Raw genomic sequence first — 19,191 nt, 5'->3', positions numbered from 1 at the left:
CGAATCATTCTCCGATGCTTCGGAACCCCAGAATCACGCAACTGCGGCGCGAACAAGAAACTTTTGGGTCAGGTTCTGAGCCGAATGGATCGTCGAGAGGATGAGATAATCCTCGTCGCTGGTCGCGTCCGGAGGGTGGAGCGTCAGCTCGGTGAGGAAGCGCTCGCGCGAGGGATAGGCTGTCAATCGGCATGGAAGGAATGGCAGAAGCAGCCGATCTTCTTTGATTTCATCGAGCTGACGAGAAAAATTGCTAAAACTATTTCGGAGCACGCTTCAGAATCGCTGTGGCTGTAGACCGTCGCGTCATGGCTTTTCGGGCGACTTCGTCCTCTCGGAAATATTCGAGCCTCAGAGGTTAGCAGGCCCACCCCGCGAACCCGCCCGCGTTCGCGCCCGCCCGCTTCCGCTGTGCTCGATTGCGCCTCTATCACTCGATTGCGCCTCTATCAGAAGAGCGGCGAGCTCGTCGGCGGCCGACATCCGCGGCAGCCCGACTCTTCCGGCCGCTGGCGTTGGCAGGTCGCCTGGGAGGCTTCTGCGAGCGCTACCCGGATCTTCCATCCGAAGCGCGCCTCGCGATAGCAGTCGAACGGCGTGATGATTAGCAATCGAGCGCTCTCCTCTTGCAAAGGGCTTACTGAATGTTATTGTCGGCCCCATGAAACGCTTTCGCCAGGGCTCGGCAGCGCGACGCGTGACGCTCAATGCGATCGCGGTCTGCGTATTCGTGCTTCAGGCGCTATTGCCTTTCGCCGCGTCCTTTGCGGCGGTCGATTTCACGGCCGGCGTCACCTGCTCGACGGATGCCTCGCGATCCAAGACTCCGCTCGACGGCCATAATCACGTCGGTTCGTGCTGCGTCTTGCCGTGCGCTGATTGCGGTTGCGCCTATATCGAATCGGACGCTCGCCCTGCATTCTCTCCTGCACGAAACATTCGTTTCGTTTCCGGGGCTCCGAGCAGAGCGCCTACGATCCCGGCGGCTCTCCGATTCAAATTCGCCGCGCGCGGTCCGCCATCTAACGGCTGACCCGCAGCTTTCTTCGATTCTTCAATCGCGCTCGTGAAGCTGTTCGGCTGACCGAACCGTCGCGCTCTTCTCGAAAGGGCTGAGGCGAAAGGGTCATGCGCACGCTTTTGCTCGCTCGCTCGAAGATCGATTTTTCAAGACGCCCGCCGCGACGCTTGCCCGGCGGAAACACTCTTTCAATTTGCGTGTCGGCGAGCCCGTCGGGCCCCGGCCACTTGCAAGAAGGTTTTTTCCGATGTTGCGCTCCAAAACCGGAGGCGGCGCCGTGACGCTCGCCTCGCCAATAATCGATTTTGACGCTGGCGCCCCCGCAAAAGCGCGGCGAGCGGACACGCCCGAACGGGCGCTCGACGGCCTCTACCGGACTCATGCTCGCGCGCTGCGAGGATTTGCAAGCCGTCGCGTCGGGCGCGAGGAAGCCGAAGATCTGGTGCATGACGCCTATGTGCGGCTGCTTCAGCACGGAGAGACGGCGAAGCTCCAGCGTGAATATCTCTACCGTATCGCCTCGAATCTCGCCGTCGACGCGGCGCGGAAAATCCGGGTCCGCTCCCGTTACGCCGTAGAGGACCCAGAATATTGCGCGTGCGCGGCGAGCCCGGAAACGATCTTCGAAAGCTCCATGGAGTTGCGCCGGTTTCGCGTGTTTCTCGACGAGCTTTCGCCGCCGTGCCGCGAGATGTTTCTCCTCAACCGCATCGGCGATCTGACTCATGCGGAAATCGCCGAACGCATGGGCGTGTCGATCCGCACCGTCGAACGCCGCATAGCCAAAGCGCGAAAGCGGTTACGTTCGCTGCTCGGACGGTGACGGGTAAGCCGCACGGCGTCCGAGCCCGCGAACCTGCTCGGATAGGCTGAAAAGCTTGTCGGGTTCGGGGCCCGCCAAACGTTATGGGACTCGGTGTCGTCGCGTTCGAACGCCCGTTGGGAGGCGGCCTAGCGCCTTCCCGGGCGCCGCGCCGCCTCATCGAGGGGATGAATATGTCCATGCTTTCTGTCCTCCCGGAGGGAGGCGAATTTCTCAGTCAAAGCTCTCCGCAGTCCGGGGGCGTCAAGGACGAACCAGCGCCCACACGGCCGGCCGCGGCTTGGGCCTTCGAGGTTCGGCGATTCATCGACGAATTCGTGATTCCCAACGAGTCGACCCTCGGGAAGGATGACGCAGCGTCAGCGCAAATGCTCTCCGATCTCGCGGCGAGCGCGCGCGCCGCTGGATTTTGGGGCCTGTTCTACCCGGCTTCCCTCGGGGGAAAAATCGCCTCTCTCGAGGACTATGTCGCCGTGGCCGAGGAGGAAGGCCGTTCTGAATTCGGCCCCGCGATCTTCGGCAGCGAGGCCATCGCCGACGTATATGTCATGAACGAGCACGGCAATGCCGAAATCCGCTCCCGCTTTCTCGCGCCTACGGTCTCGGGCGACGCCGTTCCCAGTTACGGCATGTCGGAACCGGACAGCATCGGCTCCAGCCCGGCCACGATCAAGACGTCGGCGCGCCTCGCCGATAGCGTTTGGATAGTGAACGGCCGCAAGTGGTTCGTCTGCCGGTCGGACCGCGGGGCGTTCATCACAGTGGTGACGAAGACCGACGCCGGCGCCCCGCTCGATCGCGCGCTTTCGATGATCATCGTGCCCGCGAATTCGCGAGGGGTGACGGCCGAACGTCCGCTCGACATATTCGGCCGTTTCCAGGGCCAGCGCGAAATTTCCTTTTCGGAGGTCGAAGTGCCGGTGTCGAACCTCCTCGGCGAACGCAATCGCGGCCTCGATCTGGTGCGTCAGCGGCTCGGCCTCGGAAGGATGTTGCGTTCAGCCCAGTGGGTCGGGCTCGCACAGCGTTGTCTCGATCTCATGTGCGGACGGATTTGTTCCGAGCGCGGCGAACTCGCACGCCTCTCGGAAAAGCAACTCATCCGTCTGCATGTGTTCGAGGCGCACAAGGCGATCGTCAGCGCGCGAGCCTTGGTACGCTTGGCCGCGCGCGGCTTCGATTCCCATTCTCTCAGCGACATCGAGGTCATGACGGCGAAGGTCGCCGCTTCTGAGGCGCTCGGCAAGGCAGCCGACTCGGCGGTTCAGATCTTCGGGGCCGAAGGCGTGAGCAGCCTGACGCCGCTTTCCGGCATATACAGGACCGCGCGCGCGACCCGTTTCATGGACGGGACGGACGAGGCGCTGGTGAACGCGACAGGGCGCAACATCATCGCATCCTGGGCAAAGGTGCCGCGCTGATGACGTCGAGCCTCGACGATCAGGCCAGAGCGGTCACGGCAATCCCGCGCGCGAGGTCCGCGATCTTCGCCGAACTCTGGCTCCAAATCGCGCTCACCTCGGCAATGACACTGCCGATGCTAATTTTATACGCGATCGGCTCTTTGGGGCCTTTTCTCGTTCGCGACTTGCATATCCGCCCCGGCCTGCTCGGCTACGCGACGATGAGCGCATTCGGGCTGGCTGCCGTTCTGTCGCCCTGGGCCGGTCCGATCGTCGACCGTTTCGGTTCCCGACGAGCGCTCGGCGCGCTGTTCTACGCCGTCGCCCTCGCCTATGCGCTGATCGTCATGACACCTGGTTTCGGCGGAGTGGTCGCGGCTGTCGCGGTATGCGGCGTCGCGCAGGCGCTCGCAAATCCGGTCACCAATCTTCTCATCGCGCAGCGCGTTCCGCCGGCGAAGAAGGCCTTCGTCGTCGGGCTGAAACAGAGCGGCGTCCAGATGGGCGCCCTTCTCGCCGGTCTCGTCTTGCCCGGAATCGCCACGGCGTTCGGATGGCGCGCCGCATTGGGAACGCTCATTCCGGTCGCGGTTCTTCTGGCGGCCGCGGCGCCTTCGGTCGCTCCGCCTCATCGTCCGGCCGGGAGGAAAAGCTTCCGGCCGCCACGCCCCAATGGCTTGCTACGGCTCCTCATGAGCGTGCAATTTTGCGCAGGCGCATCGCTCTCCGCATTCGTCACGTTCCTTCCCGTCTTCGCCACGACACACGGCGTATCGCCGTCCACCGCTGGCGGCTTGGTGGCCTTGTTCGGATTCATGGGCATGATTTCACGCGTCGCGCTGACGCCTCTCGGCGCAAAGCTTCGCGACGAGTCCTGGCTTCTGTGCGCCCTCCTCGCCCTGTCGGCCGTCGCGCTACATTTTACGATGCAGGCGGACGGCGCGAGCCATTGGAAATTATGGTTGGGAGCCGCAGGAATGGGAATGACCGCCGTCGCCACGAATGCGATCGCAATGGGCATGCTCTTGCGCGATCCGGTCTTCGGAACCGCGACCAATGCGTCCGGATTGCTATCCGCCGCGTTTTTCGGCGGCTTTGCGCTCGGAGCTCCCGCCTATGGCGCGATCCTCAATACGTCTCTCGGCGCCGCTGGCGCATGGAGCGGCGTTATCGCCATCGTTCTGGCGGGCTGCGCGCTCGCGTTCGCCCTCGCCCTTGTCCGCCTCGGGAGCGCCCAGCAGAAATGAATATGCTCGACTTCATGCTGGCTCTGGCCAATTACGCATTTCACTTTCTACGGGTTCTCGGGGCTTTCGGCGTCGCCGCCGGCTGCGGATTCGGCGGCCAGGCGATGGCGACGCAAGCGGACTCCGAGCGCTTGCTCATCCGCGCCGCGAGGCTCTTCGACGGCAAGGAGCTTCGAATCGATCGCGCCGTGCTAGTCGCGGGGAGTGAGATTGTCGCTATCGGATCGCCGGCGGAATTGCGCGGCCGAGCCGTACGCGAAATGGACCTCGGCGACGCGACGCTCATGCCGGGATTCATCGAGCTCCATGCGCATCTCGCCTTCCGCAAGGTTCCGCGCGAAATCGTGCTGCGCCATGGCGTCACCACCGTCCGGGATGTCGGCGGGCCATTGCTGCCGCCTTCGGGCGGACGCGGCGCGCTGCGTCTGCTCACGGCCGGACCGATCATCACCGTCCAGAACGGCTATCCTATCTCGGTGTTCGGAAAAGGATACATCGCCGAGACGGCACAGTCCCCCGAGGAGGCGCGACAGCTCGTCGGTAAGCTCGTCGAAGGAGGCGCGGTGGTGATCAAGATCGCGCTCGAGCCCGGCGGAGAGCCCGGCGCGCCTTGGAGCATGGGCCATCACGGAGGCGCCCACCCGCCGTGGCCGCTGTCCTCGCTCGACGTCGTCTCGGCCATTGTCGCCGAGGCCCATCGGCTCGGCAGGCGCGTCACCGCGCATCTCGGCGAGAGCCAAGGCGCGGCGCTCGCGCTCGCAGCCGGCATCGACGAATGGGCGCATGTTCCCTGCTCCGAGATCAGCGACGAATTGATCGAGCAGGCCGTACGGCAGAAGGTCAAAATCGTGACGACGTTCGACACCATGTCGCACTGCTCGGGCATCCATACCAATGCCGCGCGTCTTGCAAAGCTCGGCGCCGTATTTCTCTACGGAGCCGAAATCGCTCATCCAGACATCCCGTGGGGGATAGATGCGCAAGAGCTGCAGCTGATGCGCCATTTCACCGGAATGTCCACGCTCGAAGTGCTTCGATCCGCAACCTCGAAGGCCGGCGATGAGCTCGGGATGACGCCGCTCGGCACTCTAAGTCCCGGAGCCCCCGCCGACATCATCGCCGTGCGCGGCAATCCGTTCGAGGACCTGAAGATTCTGGAATATCCTGCTCTCGTCATCTCCGGCGGACAGATCGTGGTGAACGAATTCGATAAATAGGAGTGCGAGTCGGCTTTGCGCCGATGCGCTGCGAATACGGCCGTCGGCTTGAGCGGTCCTCGGATCAGATGCACGACGTGCTTTCTTTGCGAGCCGCTCCCGAAAGCGGCTCGCCCCCGTTCCCGGCGCGCTGATTGCTCGATCGATCCGGATCGGCCTCGCTGCAACGCTTGTCCGAGCGTTTTCACCCCAACATGTTCGTGTGAACGAATATCGCAGCGCCACCAGCCATGCTGCGAAGCTTTCTTGGCGATCGTCTGACGAGCTTTCAGCTGCTCGATTCTCAGACACGACTTGATGCGCGCCAGCAGGATGCTGATCATATTTTTTTCTAAAAACAGAGAACGAGAGAAATTTATTGTCGGGTTGCAACCGTATCGAACGTTAATGGAGTCGAGCATCGCGAAACGTGATGTCGACGGAGATTGTGAAATCCCCTGGAATATGCGGAGCCTCCGAGCATTGGGCGTCGGTGAGCGCGATGTGTCGCGCCCATCGGCCTCGCAACGAGCGACTTCGTGTTCATGCTTATCGAGGACGAGAGGTCGATCGATGATGCTGCCGCCATTGGTTCATCCTACGGCAGAACTGACTGCCGGCGAAATGATGAGATACAGCCGCCATCTGTTGCTTCCAGATGTCGGCCTCGACGGGCAGAAGCGGCTCAAGAACAGCAGAGTGCTCGTGGTCGGAGCCGGAGGTCTCGGTTCGCCCGCGCTGCTCTATCTCGCAGCGGCGGGAGTTGGGACGCTGGGAATCGTCGAGTTCGACGTCGTCGACGAATCGAATCTGCAGCGTCAGGTGATTTATGGTGTCTCGGACGTCGGACGCTCGAAGACCGAGAGCGCCGCGGCGCGGATCAAGGACCTCAATCCTCAGATAAGCGTGCGGCTTCACGCGGAACGTCTGGAATCCACGAATGCGGCGGCGATTTTCGCCGATTACGATCTGATCGTGGACGGCGCGGATAATTTCGCCACCCGCTATCTCGTCAACGACGCCTGCGTTCTCGCGGGCAAGCCGTATGTATGGGGATCCATCTTTCGCTTCGAAGGACAGGCCTCGGTCTTCTGGGAGGAAGCGCCGGGCGGAGCGGGTCTCAACTACCGTGATTTGTACCCCGAGCCGCCGCCGCCCGAAATGGCGCCGTCATGCGCGGAGGGCGGCGTCCTCGGCGTTCTCTGTGCATCGATCGGCGCGATCATGGCGACGGAAGCGGTCAAACTGATTACCGGTCTCGGTGAGACCCTGCTCGGGCGCTTGATCGTCTATGACGCGCTGGAAATGACGTATCGGTCGATCCCGCTGCGGCGGGACCCTCATAGGAAGGCCATTACCGAACTCGTCGATTATCGCGCCTTCTGCAGTGTGGCGCCGACGGGAGCGGCGCGGGAGCCGGACGTTCCCTCGATCAGCGCCCGAGAGCTCAAGCAGTTGCGTGATGATGGCGTCGATCTGCATTTGATCGACGTGCGCGAAATCGCGGAATGGGAGATCGTGCACATAGCCGGCGCCAATCTCATGCCGATCAGCAATGCGCTGTCCGATGCGGTCATGGCGCGCTTCGACAAGAACGCGCCCATCGTCCTGCATTGCAAGTCCGGCGCGCGCTCCAGGAACGCTCTGCTGGAGTTGCAAAAGCAAGGGTTTAGCAATGTGAAGAATCTCGAGGGCGGCATCATCGCATGGATCACGGATGTCGATCCTTCGCTGCCCCGCTATTGATGTTTGCAACTGCACCCGAGGCGCAAGATGCTCATCATTCTCTCACAACTCCTCGAGGCGATAATCGCGCAGGCTCGAGAGGATCACCCAATCGAAACTTGCGGCGTGATCGCCGGACCTGAAGGATCGGATTTGCCCCTGCGTCTCATTCCGATGCGCAACTCGGCGAACTCCGCCGACTTCTTCCAACTGGACGCCGAGGAGCAATTTCGGGTGTGGAGTGAAATGGAAGAAAACGGCGAGGAGCCCATCGTCATCTACCATTCACACACCGGCTCGCGCGCTTATCCGAGCTCCGATGATGTGCTGTTCGCGGCCGAGCCGCGGACGCATTACGTCATCATCGGAACAGATCCGGCCCGAAAGCTGGAAACCCGTAGCTTTCGCATCATCGACGGCGAGATCACCGAAGAGAAGCTCCGATCGGTCGAGCGTTACGCCGCGCATTGCGACGCCCACATCTATTCGCCGGAGACAGGGAGCCCCGCATGCCAATTGTCGTGAGCATTCCAACCATCCTGCGTTCCCTCACTGCCAATCAGAAGCGGATCGAAGCGACAGGAGCGAACGTCCTCGAAGTCATCGACGAAATCGATGCGCGCTATCCCGGCGTGAAAGACCGCCTCATATCGGGCGGAAAGATGCATCGTTTCGTCAACATCTTCGTCAACGAGAACGACATCCGCTTTGCGGGCGACCTAAAGACGGCCGTGCAGGATGGAGATCACATCACAATTCTTCCGGCCGTCGCAGGCGGTCGCGGCCGCTCGCCGTCCGAATCGTGATGACGCGCATGTTGCGCCCGCTCGAGGATTGCGTCGTCGTCGGATCGCTGAACGACGCCGCGCCCGCTTTCGCCGCCGTCGCTTCGTCGCTCCTCTATCAGGCGGAGGCGTTAGGGATGCGTTACGCTCCGGCGGAGCCGGCGTCGTCAAAGACACAGATTACTTTCACGATCGAGACGCCTATGAGTGGGCCGGTTGCCTGCGAGGTCGGCGGATGGCCGGATCCTTGCGAAGGCGCGGCGTCAGAAAACCTCGTCCAGGCGGCGTGCGGCTTGATGTCGGTTCATGGCCGCGCGAGCGGGCGCGCGCAGCCGCTCGGAGTGAACTACGTTTCGACGCTCGCCGCCGTCCTCGCTCTGCAGGGCGCGTTCGCCGCCGCGATCGGGCGAATGCGGGGGGCGCCGTTTACGCGCTCCCGCCTCTCGCTCGCCGAGGCGGGCCTGCTCGGCATCGGGCAATATATCGCCGCGGCGAGCACGCCCGAAAAGCCGGAAAAGCTATTGCCGGGCGGCAGTTCGGCGACGGAACGGCCCCCTTTCGTTTCCGCCGATGGCGTAATCTTCGAGCTCGAGACGCTGGACGCTGGCCCATGGCGCACGTTCTGGGCGGAAGCGGGCGTCGACGCGGACAGCGCTGGAAAGGGCTGGAACGGGTTTCTCCTGCGTTATGCGAAAGCGATCTCGCCCTTGCCCGCGGCCCTCCGGGGAACGCTGTCCGCCATGCCTTACACGGAAATCGTCGTTCGCTGCGCCCGCGCCGGCATATCCATTTGCCCGGTTCGTTCGCTCGACGAACGTTCGCTCGACGAAGACGCCGAGCCGATGTGGCGGGAAGGCCCATGGACCTTTCGTTCCGGTCTCGATCGCTCCGGCGCCCCGCCCCTAACCGGCAACGGGGATCTGCCGCTCAGCGGCGTCAATGTCATCGAGTCCTGCCGACGCATTCAAGGGCCTCTCGCAGGGCATCTTCTTGCACTGCTCGGCGCGAATGTCCTGCGCATCGAGCCGCCGGGCGGCGACCCTCTGCGGGGCATGCCGCCGATCGTCGACGGGGTCTCGGCTCGTTATGACGCGCTCAATCGACTCAAGGCCGTTCGGGAGATCGATATCAAATCCGCGCAAGGGCAAGCGGAGATCAAGGAACTCGTTCGCCACGCGGACGTCTTTCTGCATAATTGGGCGCCCGGCAAAGCGGCGGAGCTCGATCTCGACGACATCGATCTCGCGCGCGCCAATCGGTCGCTGATTTACGCCTATGCGGGCGGCTGGGGGCCTTCGGCTCAGATCGACGCGCCCGGCACCGATTTCATGGTTCAGGCCTATTCGGGCGTCGCGGACAGGATCGCCAAATCGTCGGGCGTTTACGGAGGCTCGCTCTTCACAGCCCTCGACGTCCTCGGGGGCGCCGTGACGGCCCAAGGGATCACTGCTGCGCTCCTCGCGCGCCGTCTGCGAGGCGGCGGCGTGCGAGTGGATACTTCGCTGCTCGGCGCGGCGACGCTTCTGTGCGCAGACGATCTCGGCTCGGCGCTGCGCCGAGGCGACGCCGAGCAACTTTTGTCGCAGGGCGCGGACGCCGCGATCAGCGGCGTCTATGCCACGCGCGAGGGCCGGATCGCCATCGACTGCGTCGGCGCCGAAAAGGTCGCGCGGCTCGCCGAGGCGCTCGGGCTCGACGCCGCAGCAGATGCATCCGAAGTCGAAGACTGTTTGCCAGCCGCGCTGTCATCGAAAAGCGCCGACGACTGGATGAGGTTTCTCACGAAACACGGCGCGCCAGCGGCCGTCGTGGTCGAAGATCTCTGCGCGCTGCACGAGGACGAGCGCTTCAGCCGCTGTCTCGGCCGCCGCTCCTATACCCAAGTCAATTCTCCGTGGAGGTTTCAATGAATGCTTCTGGCATCGTCGATCTCGTCCCCGCGGCCGTTCGCCGGGAATGGAAAGAAGCCGGGCTCTATCCCAACCAGTCGGTTTTTGAACTCTTTTGCAAGCACGCCCGGCAAAACCCAGAGAAAGTCGCTGTCTCCTCTCCTGGCGAATCGACGTCCTATGGCGCTCTGCTCGATCGCGCCCTGCGCCTCGCGGCGGGTTTGCGCGCGCGCGGCATCGTCGCGGGAGACGTCGTCGCCTACCAGATCCCGAACAGCTGGCGCTGTTGCACGATCGACCTCGCCGCCGCGGCACTCGGCGCCATTGTGGCGCCTTTCCCGCCTGGCCGCGGCCGCCTCGATATGGAATCTCTGCTGAAGCGATGCGACGCCCGCGCCGTCGTCGTGACCCGCGAGTTCGCCGGGATCGACATCTGCGAGATGATCGAGTCGTTGCGGCCCACGGCGCTCTCGCTGCGCCTTCTGATCGTGGACGGGCCAGGAAAGCCGGGCTGGATCGATTTCGACGGGATGATGCAGTCCGATCCGATTCCGCTCGACGAACTCCCGGCGCCCAATCCCGACGATCCGGTTCGCCTGCTCGTGTCATCGGGCACCGAATCCGAACCCAAGCTGATCGCCTATTCTCACAACGCGCTCGTCGGCGGGCGCGGCCGCTTCCTTCAAGAGTTGCACCCCGATGCGGCCGCGTTCAGCGGCCTCTACCTCGTGCCGCTCGGATCGGCCTTCGGCTCGACCGCGACGTTCGGAGTCTTGTCCTGGATCGGCGGAACAGTCGTCGTCCTGCCGAAGTTCGAGACGGCGGCGGCGATCGAAGCCATCGAGACGCTCAAGCCGACCTTCATCTTCGGCGTGCCGACCATGCTCCAGCGCATGGCCGCCGATCCGCTGCTGAAGCGGATCGACAAATCGAGCCTGATGGGCATCGTGTGCGGAGGTTCCGTTATCGACGAAGCGACGATCCGCCGCTGCATCGACGCATTCGGCTGCAAATTCATCAATCTCTACGGCTCAGCTGACGGCGTGAACTGTCATAGCGCGCTCGCCGACGATCCGGACGCCGTGTTCCGCTGCGTCGGCAGACCGAATCCAAGCGTCTGCGCCCTCAAGATCACCGACGAACTCGGCGAGGAACTGCCTCGTGGCCTCGCCGGCGAAATTATCGCGAGAGGGCCGATGAGCCCGATGCAATATGTCAACGCCCCGGAGCTCGACGCCAAGTACCGCGACTGCGCCGGATGGGTCCACACCGGAGACCTCGGCTTCATCGACGCGGACGGCTATTTGGTGCTGTCGGGGCGCAAGAAAGAGATCATCATTCGCGGTGGAGTGAACATCAGTCCGGTCCAGATCGAAAGCATCGCCAGCTCCCACCCCGACGTGGTCAGCGCCGCCTGCGTCGCGGTCCCGGACCCCGATTTGGGCCAGTCGGTGTGCCTTTGCCTGACAATGGCCGAAGCGGCCGAAAAGCTCTCGCTCGCCGAACTCGCCGACTATCTGCGCATTCGAGGCCTCGAAGCCAATAAACTGCCGGATTACGTCCGCTTCTACCGGCAGTTGCCGCTCAGCCCGGCCGGCAAGGTCGATAAGAAGAAGCTCGCGGGCGACATCGCCATTCTCGAACGCGGCGCCCGCCTTTCTGGCGATGGCGCGGCCGCTGCGACGATCTCCCGATGATCTCTCGGGCCGCGGCGGGCGCCGTATATCAGGAGATTTCGCGAATGAGAAGGAAGGCGTATCTCGGCGTGACGGCGGGCGTCGCCGCCCTGGCCGCCGCCGGTTGGCTCGCAACGAAGGAAAACGGGGCGGCGCGCGCCGGCGCCGCGCCCACGCCGGCCATTCCGGTGATGGCGGGGATCGCCGCCGTCCGCGAGGTCCCGGCCTATGTGCGTGGGATCGGCACGGTCCAGGCTTACAACACGGTGGTCGTGAAAAGCCGGGTCGACGGCCATATCACTCGGGTCTCGTTCGAAGAAGGCCAAGAGGTCGAAGCCGGCCAACTGCTCTTTGAAATCGATCCGCGCCCCTCTCACGCCGCTCTCGCTCAACTCGAGGCGGCGAAACAGAGGGATTTCATCCTCTTGCGCGCGGCGCGACGCGATCTCGAGCGCTACGCCAAGCTGGTCGACAAGGCGTTCCAGAGTCGCCAGAGCTACGACAACCAGAAGGCGACGGTCGAGCAGCTCGAAAGCGCGATCAGGTCCGACGAAGCGCAGATCGAGCAGGCGACGCTCAATCTCATCTATGCCGACATCTGCTCGCCGATCGCCGGCCGCGCCGGCGCAAGGCTCATGGACCGGGGCAATCTCGTGCAGGCGAGCCAGGGAACGCCGCTCGTCACGATAACCCAGGTCAAGCCGATTTATGTCAGCTTTACCGCGCCACAGGACTGGCTCGGCGCACTGCGGCGCAATCAGGAGGCGTCGCCGCTCGCCGTTCTCACTTATACGAGCGACAACCGGCAATTCCTGTCCGAAGGAAAGCTCAGCCTCATCGACAATCGGATCGACACGGCGTCGGGAACCGTCCATCTCAAGGCGGTTTTCGAGAACGCCGACGAGCGGCTGTGGCCGGGCGAGTTCGTCAGCGTCCGGGTCGTTCTCGAGACGCGGAAGAACATTGTCACCGTCCCGGCCGAGGCCGTCATGCAGGGGCCGAACGGACCCTATGTCTACGTTATCCAGCCCGATGGGACGGTAGAGCGGCGGCCGGTGCAATTGACGGAAACACAGGAAGGGATCGCTCTCATCGAGAAGGGTCTTTCGGCGGGCCAGCAGGTCGTGACGCAGGGGCAGTACCGCCTCACGAACGGCTCGAGGATCAGGGTCGAATCGTCTCGGGCTCCGCTCGGCTGAGGGCTGCTGCGGCAGACGAAGGGAAACGCCGTCGTGAACATCTCGGAAATTTTCATCCGTCGGCCGATCGCCACGTCCCTCCTGATGCTCGGCATGCTCATCTTCGGCGCCGCGAGCTACCGCCTGCTTCCCGTGGCGGCGCTGCCCAACATCGACATCCCGACGATCACCGTCGCGGCGCAGCTTCCCGGCGCCAGTCCCGACACCATGGCCTCGTCCGTGGCGGCGCCGCTCGAGCAGCAGTTCGCCTCGATTCCCGGCCTCTCGCAAATGACCTCGACGAGCGGACTGGGAATTTCGACCATCACGTTGCAATTCGATCTCGATCGGAGCATCGACGCCGCGGCAAGCGACGTGCAGACGGCGATCAATGCGGCGAGCGGGCTTCTGCCGAAGGACCTGCCCAATCCGCCGACCTACAAGAAGACCAATCCCACCGATCGTCCGGTCCTCGTGTACGCCGTCCATTCCGACGCCATGCCCATTCATCGCGTCGACGACTACGCCAATCTGCTCGTCGCTCAGAAAATCTCGACCGTGCCCGGCGTCTCGCAGGTCACGATCGCCGGACAACAGAAATTCGCCGTGCGCGCTCAGGTGAATCCGCTCGCCCTTGCCTCGCGCGGCGTCGGCCTCGAGGAGGTGCGCGGCGCACTGGCCGCCGCGACGCTCAATCAAGCGAAGGGCGCGCTCGAAGGGCCGCGGCTTTCGGCGACGCTCGACACGAACGACCAGCTCTTCAGCGCCGCAGGGTTCCGCGACGTGATCGTCGCCTATCGAAACGGCGCGCCGGTGATGCTCAAAGACATCGGCGACGCAGTCGATTCGACCGAAACGGAAAGAATCGGCGCCTGGTTCAACGACAAGCGCGCCGAGGTGTTGCTCGTTCAGCGCCAGCCCGGATCCAACGCGATCGAGATTGTCGATACGATCAAGGCGATGATGCCGAAGCTGCGCGCATCGCTTCCGCCCACCGTCGAGATAGATCTGCTCACCGACCGGTCCGAGACGATCCGCGCCTCGGTGGACGACATCCAGCTGACTCTCGCGCTTACCATCGTCCTCGTGGTGCTGGTGATTTTCGCCTTTCTGCGCAACGCCCGGGCGACAGTCATCCCGAGCGTCGTGGCGCCGCTCTCGCTCTTCGGGACATTCGGCGTCATGTATGTCCTCGGCTACAGCCTGGACAATCTGTCGCTCATGGCGCTCACCATCGCGGTCGGCTTCGTGGTCGACGACGCCATCGTCATGATCGAGAACGTCGTGCGCCACATCGAGGCGGGTAAGAGCCCCATCGAGGCCGCGCTCGAGGGCTCGGGCCAGATCGGCTTTACGATCGTCTCGATTACCGTTTCGCTGATCGCTGTCTTCATTCCGCTGCTGTTCATGGGCGGCGTCGTCGGCCGGCTCTTTCGCGAGTTCGCCGTCACCGTGACCGTCGCCGTGCTCGTCTCCGCTTTCATCTCCCTCACCTTGACGCCGGTGATGTGCTCACTCTTCCTCGAGAAGGAGCGCGCCCACCAGCGCGGCGCGGCTTACGGGGTGATGGAGGCATTCTTCGACTGGATGTTGCGAGGCTACGAACGCGGCCTTCAATGGGCCTTTCGCCATCAGCTGTCGATGCTGCTCTCGACGATCGCGCTGATCGCCGTCACCGGCTACCTCTACATGACGATCCCGAAGGGCCTCTTCCCCGAGCAGGACACCGGATTCGTCTTCGGCCAGCTCGAGGCGCGGCAGGACATCTCTTTCACGGCGATGGCGGAACTCGAGCAGGAGGTGGCGAAGATCATTCTCGCCGACCCCGCGGTTTCGGGCGTCGCGGGCTTCGTGGGGGCCACAGCCAACAACGCGAGTCAAAATACCGCCCGTCTCGTTTTCCAGCTCGAGCCATTCGGTGTGCGGGACGTTTCGGCGCAGGAGGTCGTCCAGCGCCTTCGACCCAAGGTCGCCCGGATCCTCGGGGCGATTTTCTATATGCAGGCGGCTCAGGACATCACCATCGGCGGCCGACTCAGCAAGACGCTCTACCAGTACACGCTGACCGGCACAGATGCGGGGGAGCTCAACGCCTGGGCGCCGCAGATTCTCGCCGAGATGCAGAAGCTTCCCGAGTTGCAAGGCGTCACGTCTGATCAACAGATCGCCGGCGCTCAGGTCGCGATCGAGGTCGACCGCGATGCAGCTTCGAGGCTCGGAGTCTCGCTCGGGCTCGTCGACCAGACCCTCTACGACGCCTTCGGACAGCGCCAGATCGCGACGATCTACAGTTCGACCAATCAGTACCGCCTTATTCTCGAGGTGCAGTCTCAGTTCCGCGAGGACGCGACTGCGCTCCAGCACATCTATATTTCCGGAACGAACGGCGCGCAGGTCCCGCTCAGCGCGGTCGCCCGCTACGTGAGCAAAGTCGAGCCGCTCACGGTCAATCATCAAGGGCAGTTCCCCGCGGTCACCATTTCCTTCAACCTCCGTCCCGGCGCGGCGCTCGGCACTGCCGTGGAGAAGATTCGGGAGATGCAGGAGCGCCTTCGCTGGCCTCCGACGATCGAGGGCTCGTTCCAGGGGACGGCGGGAGCATTCCAGGCGTCTCTCGCCTCGACTCCGCGTCTAGTCCTCGCTGCAGTTCTCGTCGTGTATATCGTCCTCGGCATGCTCTATGAAAGCTACATTCATCCGATCACGATTCTGTCGGCGCTTCCATCAGCCGGCGTCGGAGCGCTGATCATGCTGATGCTTTTCCATTACGATCTCAGCATCATCGCGCTCATCGGCATCATACTCTTGATCGGCATCGTGAAGAAGAACGCGATCATGATGATCGATTTCGCGCTCGAAGCAGAGCGCCATCACGGAAAGACGCCTCTCGAGGCGATCCATCAGGCTTGTCTGCTTCGCTTTCGGCCGATCATGATGACGACCATGGCGGCGATTTTCGGCGGGCTGCCGCTCGCCATTGGTTACGGCGCGGGCTCCGAGTTGCGTCGTCCTCTGGGGATCGCCATCATCGGCGGTCTCCTCGTGTCGCAGTTCCTGACGCTCTATACGACGCCGATAATTTATCTCTATCTGGACCGGGCCACTCTTCGATTGGCGGAATGGAGGCAGAGCCTCTGGGGATTTGTCCCTGGCGGAATGTCACGCCCGGCGCCGACAGAACCCCCGGAAGAGCAACTCCCCAGGCTGGAGCCGGAACATGTTCGGTTCGATCCGTCTCCGCTCGTACAGGATGAAACGGCGCGCTTTCTCGGTCGAGGCCGAGTATGAGCGACCATGGTGATTTTTGCGTTCGCTGCTCGGCGCGAGAGCCCGCGGTGTCGATGAACGACGTCGTTGTCGGATGAATCGGTTGTGATTATGGGATGGTCCGCCATTCTCGCGGCGATTGGGTAGGGCGCCGGCGATCGCGCGGCGGCGGCGCGAGAGCGCGGCCCGGGACGAGCGGCGCGGCGACAGCCATGCGCGGGAGCACGATGGCGAAGGGGCGCCCGAGACGCCGGCGCAGGGCGCGACGCTCCACTCGCAGATGCGCCGGCAGGCCTCCACGATCTCGATCGCTTCGGTGAGGCCGCCCATGCCCTTTTTCTTGAACCATCTGGCGCCGGAAACGGCGAGATGTTGGTGCAGGGCGGCGCGGCGAACACGATCGCATATCGGCGCAGCGGCGGCAGCCAGTGCCGAAGATCGGCGCCGATCCACGTCATGCGGTCGCGCGCGTGTTCGCCCTCGGGATGCTGGAGGTCGACGCAGAAGCACTCGAAGCTGGCGTCGGCCCACGGGCGCGCCATGCCGGTGCGATCGCATTTTTTATGAAGCCTTGTGCAAAATCAAAGTGTGTTTCCAGCGTGTTATGGGAAAAAAGCGGCTCCCGCTACAACAGAAAGTGAGGAAGAACCCGATAAGCTGCAGCAACGTGCGCGAACCAGCGCATTCTTGCATTTAAGTGCAACGTGACACCCGGCGGCCGGCGGGAGCTCGCGGCCGGAGCCGACCGCGCCGCGAGGCCGCGCTGGGCGCGAAAGTCGCCGATGAATTAGCGCTCTACGAACAGGAGCAGACATCCTCGCTCACCCGGGCGCTGAAGGCTCTCGGCGCCGTCACCGCGGCAGGCTGACCGGTGATTTGCGCCTCGCGCTTTAGACGCTATCTTGCGGCCGGTCTCACGTCTCACGAGAAACGGGCGCGGTCGTATGTGGCGAGATCGACTTGACGCATTCTGGGACGGACGACGCGGCTTCGCCATTCTCTTTTGCGACGACGAGGAGAATGGCGCGCCGCCCCTGCGGCCGGACATAATTGTTCTCTCGGCGCCCGATCCCGAATTCGCCGGCGCGACGCTGCTCGACCGGCTCGACGCGCGGCGGCTTCGCGGCGGTCATAGCGTGCTCGAGCTGCCGCCCGGTCATTCGCATGTCAGCCTGCACGCGCCGGACGGTGCGGAGCTGCGCGTCGCGCTGCTGGGCGCCGACGCCCCCTCCGCCGGCGGCGAGATGCGTCTGCTGCTCGTCGACGCGCCGGAGACGGCGGGCGGCGAGCCGGCGCCCTTCCGAGCCGTCTCAGCTCCGGCGCGTGGCGACGTCGAGCGCGCGACGCGCGAGCCGATCGCCCGCTCCGGCGCGAGGCTCGTCTGGGCGCTCCGCGAGCGCCGTCACGTCGAGCGGCGCGACGGCGTCGCCGCTCTGCTGCAGCTCTGGGCCGCGCAGCGCGTCTTTCCGGCGCAGCAGAGCCGCATCGCGCTCGAGGCGCTGGAGCAGCAGACCGTCCGCGGCCCGTCGGCGCTGAAGGCGCCTTTCGCCATAATGGAGAATTGGCTGCGCGAGAATGGCGCGCCCTGTCCCGCCTTGCGCCTGCGCTGTCCGGACGCCTTCGACCGCGACGTCTCGCTGCTCGCGCGCACCAGCGTCGTGCTGGCGATGCATCAGCGCCGACGTTTGCGGGAATGGGCGCGCGAGCAGCGCGCCGCGGGCGAGCCCATAATAGAGCCGCTCGACTTCGCCGACATTCGCCGCGCGGTGGGCGCCGCGGACGAGCGTCCAGAGGCGGTGGAATCCGACCAGAGCATCGTCGTCCACAATCTTGCGAGCATTCTCGCCGCCGGCGACGGCGCCGCCTTCGACGGCGTGTCGGCGACGCGATGGCCGGAGGAGGGCGAAAGGGGCCTCGTGCTCGATCTGCATTTCTTCGGCGCCTCGCTCGGCGACGACATCGGAGTCGTCGGCGCCGCCGCCGACGCCTGCGATCTCGGCGTCGTTCCGGACGATCCCGGCGGGGCCGCCTTCGCGCGCCTGTTCCGCGTCGAGAGCGACGGGCCGCGGCCGCGACGGGTGGCGGAGGAGGACCGCCTCCTGGACGAGATCCTACGCCTCGCCGCGGATCAAGAGCGAGACGCCGGCCTCGCCCGCGCGCCGGCCGAGCGGGGGACCAGCGCCCAGGGTCGTCGCGAGGGCTTCGTCTCCGGCATGAACGCCGCGCTCGCCGCGGCCGCCTATCCGGGCCGGCTCCATGCCGCGCGGCAGTGGGACATGCTCGAGCCGATTTCGATGGCGGCCTTCGCCCGTCTCTGCGCCGAGGCGGGCGCGGAGGGGCGGGCGACCGTCTTGCGCCTCGGCGGCTATGACGCCTATCGGGCCGATCCGCCGCTGATGGAGGCCTGCGTGCGCGCTCCGCGGCTCGCGCGCGCGGCCGACGAAGCCCAGTTCCGCGCCTATTGCGGCGGCGCGCAGGCGTTGCCGCGCCGTTTCCTCGCTTTGTGCCGCGCGAGCGGCCTGATGGCGGCGACGGCCGGCGCGGCGGCGCAGAGCCGCCTTCTCGAGCTGCTGCTCGCGCATCCCGCGATCGCCTCTCACGCCATGGAGACGCGCATGGAGCTCGACGATGCGCGCGATCCGGAGCGCCTCGACGGGATCGCCTTTCTGCTGCACGACGAGGCGATGGTGGAGCGGGCGGCGATCTATTGCGACGATCTGCAGCTCGACGAGGAGGCGCGCCGGCTGCGCGACTATATCATTCGCCGCCGCGCCGGCGAATGGACGCCATTGGCCGAGGCGCAACGCCTCGCGGTGGTCGTCGACGAGGCCAACGCCTATTGGCGCCGGCTCCACATGGAGCGCGCGGCTCCGATCGAGACGGAGCCGCGCACCGTCGCGGCGGCGCCGAAATCCGACGGCATCCTCGCCACAATGCGCAATTTCCTGCGCTTCGGCGGCGCCAGGGGGCCGGGAGGCTGA

14 protein-coding genes are annotated in these 19,191 nt (G+C 64.5%); all 14 read left to right on the top strand.

Translation table 11 applies throughout. From position 1 onward, the window contains the following. A partial coding sequence (locus tag Mspo_RS19720) for a hypothetical protein (protein ID WP_210252814.1) occupies nucleotides 1–297 on the top strand: 297 nt, incomplete at its 5' end. Between the two features lie 971 nt (nucleotides 298–1,268). Continuing rightward, the gene (locus tag Mspo_RS20310) at nucleotides 1,269–1,844 is read left to right on the top strand and encodes a sigma-70 family RNA polymerase sigma factor (RefSeq protein WP_159731358.1); all 576 of its coding nucleotides are present in this window, start codon (nucleotides 1,269–1,271) and stop codon (nucleotides 1,842–1,844) included. Between the two features lie 83 nt (nucleotides 1,845–1,927). After that, a complete protein-coding gene (locus Mspo_RS15700; RefSeq protein ID WP_306344969.1) occupies nucleotides 1,928–3,265 on the top strand; it encodes an acyl-CoA dehydrogenase family protein in 1,338 nt (445 codons plus the stop codon). Further along, on the top strand, nucleotides 3,265–4,494 hold the full coding sequence (locus Mspo_RS15695) for an MFS transporter (protein WP_159731354.1): 1,230 nt from the start codon (nucleotides 3,265–3,267) through the stop codon (nucleotides 4,492–4,494). The genes Mspo_RS15700 and Mspo_RS15695 overlap by 1 nt, the downstream gene beginning before the upstream one ends. Beyond that, the gene (locus Mspo_RS15690) at nucleotides 4,491–5,711 is read left to right on the top strand and encodes an amidohydrolase family protein (protein WP_159731352.1); all 1,221 of its coding nucleotides are present in this window, start codon (nucleotides 4,491–4,493) and stop codon (nucleotides 5,709–5,711) included. Before Mspo_RS15695 ends, Mspo_RS15690 begins: the two co-directional genes overlap by 4 nt. A 555-nt stretch (nucleotides 5,712–6,266) precedes the next feature. Next, complete coding sequence (gene moeB, locus Mspo_RS19965; protein ID WP_368854814.1) at nucleotides 6,267–7,436, top strand: molybdopterin-synthase adenylyltransferase MoeB; 1,170 nt, start codon at nucleotides 6,267–6,269, stop codon at nucleotides 7,434–7,436. Nucleotides 7,437–7,463: 27 nt separating this feature from the next. Next, nucleotides 7,464–7,940, top strand: a complete 477-nt coding sequence (locus tag Mspo_RS15680) for a Mov34/MPN/PAD-1 family protein (protein WP_159731348.1) — start codon at nucleotides 7,464–7,466, stop codon at nucleotides 7,938–7,940. Continuing rightward, nucleotides 7,925–8,221, top strand: a complete 297-nt coding sequence (locus Mspo_RS15675; RefSeq protein WP_159731346.1) for a MoaD family protein — start codon at nucleotides 7,925–7,927, stop codon at nucleotides 8,219–8,221. The genes Mspo_RS15680 and Mspo_RS15675 overlap by 16 nt, the downstream gene beginning before the upstream one ends. Further along, nucleotides 8,221–10,110: a CoA transferase gene (locus Mspo_RS15670; RefSeq protein WP_201281722.1), complete on the top strand. Its 1,890-nt coding sequence runs from the start codon at nucleotides 8,221–8,223 to the stop codon at nucleotides 10,108–10,110. The genes Mspo_RS15675 and Mspo_RS15670 overlap by 1 nt, the downstream gene beginning before the upstream one ends. Beyond that, nucleotides 10,107–11,786 (top strand): class I adenylate-forming enzyme family protein, encoded by a 1,680-nt coding sequence (locus Mspo_RS15665; protein ID WP_159731344.1) that lies wholly within the window; start codon nucleotides 10,107–10,109, stop codon nucleotides 11,784–11,786. The genes Mspo_RS15670 and Mspo_RS15665 overlap by 4 nt, the downstream gene beginning before the upstream one ends. Before the next feature lie 44 nt (nucleotides 11,787–11,830). After that, complete coding sequence (locus Mspo_RS15660; protein WP_159731343.1) at nucleotides 11,831–12,964, top strand: efflux RND transporter periplasmic adaptor subunit; 1,134 nt, start codon at nucleotides 11,831–11,833, stop codon at nucleotides 12,962–12,964. 33 nt (nucleotides 12,965–12,997) lie between these two features. Further along, the gene (locus tag Mspo_RS15655) at nucleotides 12,998–16,231 is read left to right on the top strand and encodes a multidrug efflux RND transporter permease subunit (RefSeq protein ID WP_159731342.1); all 3,234 of its coding nucleotides are present in this window, start codon (nucleotides 12,998–13,000) and stop codon (nucleotides 16,229–16,231) included. Between the two features lie 407 nt (nucleotides 16,232–16,638). Continuing rightward, nucleotides 16,639–16,851, top strand: coding sequence for a hypothetical protein (locus Mspo_RS15650; protein ID WP_159731340.1), 213 nt, complete (start codon nucleotides 16,639–16,641; stop codon nucleotides 16,849–16,851). 303 nt (nucleotides 16,852–17,154) lie between these two features. Continuing rightward, nucleotides 17,155–19,191 (top strand): hypothetical protein, encoded by a 2,037-nt coding sequence (locus Mspo_RS15645; protein WP_159731338.1) that lies wholly within the window; start codon nucleotides 17,155–17,157, stop codon nucleotides 19,189–19,191.

Source organism: Methylosinus sp. Ce-a6, assembly GCF_009811655.1.
In the GTDB taxonomy this organism is placed as follows: domain Bacteria; phylum Pseudomonadota; class Alphaproteobacteria; order Rhizobiales; family Beijerinckiaceae; genus Methylosinus.
Note: the sequence above shows the minus strand (reverse complement) of the source record. Positions and strands in the feature narration are given on the sequence as shown.